General features: G+C 45.8%; 2 protein-coding genes. Both read right to left on the bottom strand.

The features are described from left to right. The coding region (locus PX481_RS07550) for an ABC transporter permease subunit (protein ID WP_288094209.1) at positions 1–996 on the bottom strand (996 nt) is incomplete at its 3' end. 94 nt (positions 997–1090) lie between these two features. Continuing rightward, a complete protein-coding gene (gene urtA, locus PX481_RS07545; RefSeq protein ID WP_002759855.1) occupies positions 1091–2407 on the bottom strand; it encodes an urea ABC transporter substrate-binding protein in 1317 nt (438 codons plus the stop codon). Positions 2408–2884: the final 477 nt, after the last annotated feature.

Below are 2884 nucleotides of genomic sequence, written 5' to 3'. Positions count from 1 at the left end.
GGCAAAAGTTCCCGAACCAATTAAATAATTAGCCACACCGATGGCCATAGCTGCGATAATAGTTCCCAGGAGATTACCCACTCCCCCCACCACCACTACCATGAAGGTATCAACGATATAATTTTGTCCCACGTTTGGACCTACGGAACCCAAGAAACTAATCGCACAACCGGCAACTCCAGCTAATCCCGAACCGAGGGCAAAAGTCAAAGCATCCACTTGATTAGTGGGAATGCCTAAACAGGAACTCATCTGGCGATTTTGGGTGACGGCACGAATGCGTAAACCCCAAGAAGATTTATTTAAAAACCAATAGGTTCCTAACAAACAAATGGCAGTTAAAATGATAATAAATAGACGGGTGTAGGGCATTTGAAAACCGGGTAAAGGTAAACCTCCCCGTAACCAAACAGGAGCGGTGACATCGACGTTTCTGGCACTAAACCAGGGTCGAGCGAGAACCGGATTAAAAGATAAAAGATAGCCTAATAATCCAGCGATAGCTAGGGATAAAGGCAGGGTGATACCAATAGCTAAATTGCGAATTCTCTCCCAATCTAGGCGACGACTTAACAGCGTCATCGCCCCAAAAAATAACAGACAGAAAACTATCAAACTAATTACTAATAAGCCGTTGACACTTCTGACAAATTGCTGCAGAATTAAGCTGACTCCCCAAGTAGCCAGCAGCGTTTCTAGGGGTCTGCCGTAGAGGAACCTAATCACCCCCCTTTCTAATAATAATCCTGCCAATCCCGACACCAAAAAAGCGATCGGTAGGGCGAATAAAACATAAGTATCAAAGAGGGGAGAACCGAAACCTTTAAAGATATTCTGCACCACAAAAGTAGTATAAGCCCCTAACATCATTAACTCACCGTGAGCGAGATTAATTACCCCCATCAGTCCAAAGACAATCGCTAGTCCTAAAGCGGCCAGCAATAGCACAGAACCGATGCTAATACCATTAAATAATCCTTCTAATAATGCTGACACTTTTCCTTATTCCCGTGCATTTTTAAGGTTTAAAAAGAGGGGTGAACAGTAATGCCCACCTCACCCTCGTTATTGTCCAGAAAAATTCCTAAAACTAGGATTTTTCCATTTTGAACTTACCGCCCTTAGCCGGATCCGTCCAGTCACAGGCAAAGCCCTTAGTTTCGGGGACAAATTGGTTCCAGGGTTGCGGATCCACTACCCCCGGAGTTGACCAAACGATGTTAAATAGACCATCATCTCTCACCTGACCAATGCGGACGGTTTTGGAGATATGATGATTGGGGAACATTTCCACCGGTCCTTCGGGAGCATCGAATTTCTGTCCTACGGCTGCGGCGCGAACTTTGTCGAGATCATCGGCGGTTGCCGCTTGTTCCACCGCTTGCTTCCAGAGATAGACCATGATGTAGGCCGCTTCCATGGGGTCATTGGTCACGCGATCCTCACCATATTTAGCTCGAAAAGCCGCAACAAATTTCTTGTTAGCGGGGGTATCTACGGTTTGGAAATAGTTCCAACAAGCGTATTGACCGAGGAGATATTCCTTACCGATTTGTTTAACTTCTTCCTCGGCAACACTCACCGACATGACCGGATATTTATCGGGAGTTAAACCGGCCGCTTGCAGTTGTTTAAAGAAAGCCACGTTACTGTCACCGTTAAGGGTGTTGAAAATAACGCCACCATCGGGTAAAGCTTGCTTAATTTTGGTAATAATCGGGGTAACTTCCGTGTTACCTAGGGGTAGATAGTCTTCGCCCACGGTTTCGCCGCCTTTCGCCTTTAACTGCTCTTTAATGATCGTGTTGGCAGTGCGGGGGAAAACGTAGTCGGAACCGACGAGGAAGAATTTTTTCCCTTTATTTTCCAGCAACCAAGTCACTGCCGGCTCGATCTGTTGGTTGGGGGCAGCACCGGTGTAAAAGATATTTCTAGAACACTCTTGACCCTCGTACTGGACGGGATACCAGAGCATATGGTTTTTGGCTTCAAACACGGGTAAAACTGCCTGACGACTGGCGGAAGTCCAACAACCGAAGACAGTCACAACTTTGTCCTGATCGATCAGTTTGGTGGCTTTTTCGGTAAAAGTTGGCCAATCGGAAGCGCCATCTTCCACCACTGCCTCGATCTGTTTACCAAGAACACCACCGGCGGCATTGATTTCCTCGATCGCCAGTTTTTCCGCATCAACTACGCTGGTTTCACTGATGGCCATGGTGCCACTGAGGGAGTGCAGAATACCCACCTTAATCGTCTCTCCAGAGGCTGGGGCGGGACTAGCAGCCGGGCTAGGACTAGCCGTGGGGGTTTGGCTTTGATTGCCACCACAAGCTTTTAACAGAATACTGGTTCCCAAAGCGGCAGAACCGTACAGGAGAAATTTACGTCGTCCTAAATTTGACATGATGATCTTGAACTAACCTCGCTGACAATATTAGCTACTTCACACGGATGTTTTTGCTGAGGAGATTTTCGGGAATCTTTCTACGAATATCTGTGTGATATTACGGCTAGGTTAGCAGATTTTTTGTAATTTTCGCTACTTTTTAGATGTTTTTTGTAATTTTTTGCTACTTTTTTCCCAAAAATTAATGATTTTTCTGGAATTTACCTCAGTTTTTTAGCTATCAGGAGTCGGGAGGCAGGAGGCAGGAGTCAGGAGTCAGGAGTCAGGAGTCAGGAGACAGGAGGCAGGAGTCGGGAGATAGGAGACAGGAGACAGGAGACAGGAGACAGGAGATTATTTCTATTTAGGGCTTGCTGAATAATGGTAAAACCCTTTTAAAATAAAGCTTTTGACCTGTTAAAGTCCGATGTTCATGCTGCGAAAATAGGATTGGGACGTTCAAAAACCTTGCATTATCCTTCTTGTAGTACATCG

This window comes from Microcystis sp. M53603_WE2, from assembly GCF_030065435.1.
The sequence above is the reverse complement of the archived record's forward strand: the minus strand, read 5'-3'. Positions and strand labels throughout refer to the sequence as shown.

What these genes read in the sequence shown, in the direction of transcription:
- urtA (WP_002759855.1), bottom strand. Translation starts at nt 2,407, where the DNA reads ATGTCAAATTTAGGACGACGTAAATTTCTCCTGTACGGTTCTGCCGCT.